The organism is Streptococcus mitis (genome assembly GCF_001579035.1).
Classification (GTDB): Bacteria; Bacillota; Bacilli; order Lactobacillales; family Streptococcaceae; genus Streptococcus; species Streptococcus mitis_J.
This window is the reverse complement of the sequence record NZ_KQ970322.1, coordinates 1-431: the sequence shown is the minus strand read 5'-3', so window position 1 is coordinate 431 and position 431 is coordinate 1. Positions and strand designations below refer to the sequence as shown.

General features: G+C 32.5%; 1 pseudogene. It reads right to left on the bottom strand.

Annotated features, from left to right (window positions below):
* Positions 1 to 291: 291 nt before the first annotated feature.
* Positions 292 to 431 (bottom strand): annotated as a pseudogene (locus SMIDD26_RS12070) (MATE family efflux transporter); the annotation flags it as partial.

Below are 431 nucleotides of genomic sequence, written 5' to 3'. Positions count from 1 at the left end.
ATCAGCTAGGACATGCCAGTACACAAGTCACTGACCTCTATACCCATATCGTCAACGATGAACAAAAGAATGCCTTGGATAGTTTATAATTTTACGTAATATAACTTATGTAAAATATTTATCAAAAAAGAAGCTGCTAAAAATAAGCAACTTCTTTTTCTTTATATCTGATACCAGTAAAGTAGCGTGGAATATCAATTGTTTCTATATTTTTGAAGTTCTCGTCTACCTACTACTAATTAAAATAATGTAGATAAGGAAGGATATTTTTGCTTGTAGGAATTTTAAAAATCAAGCTTTTCTGGATTCAAATCTCTTCATAATCACAGTTAAACGCCAACGATAGAGCGTCCCACTCACGATTAGACTAATAATCAAACCAATCCAGTAAGAATAAGCTCCAAAATCTGTTAGGGAGTCGAATACCATAG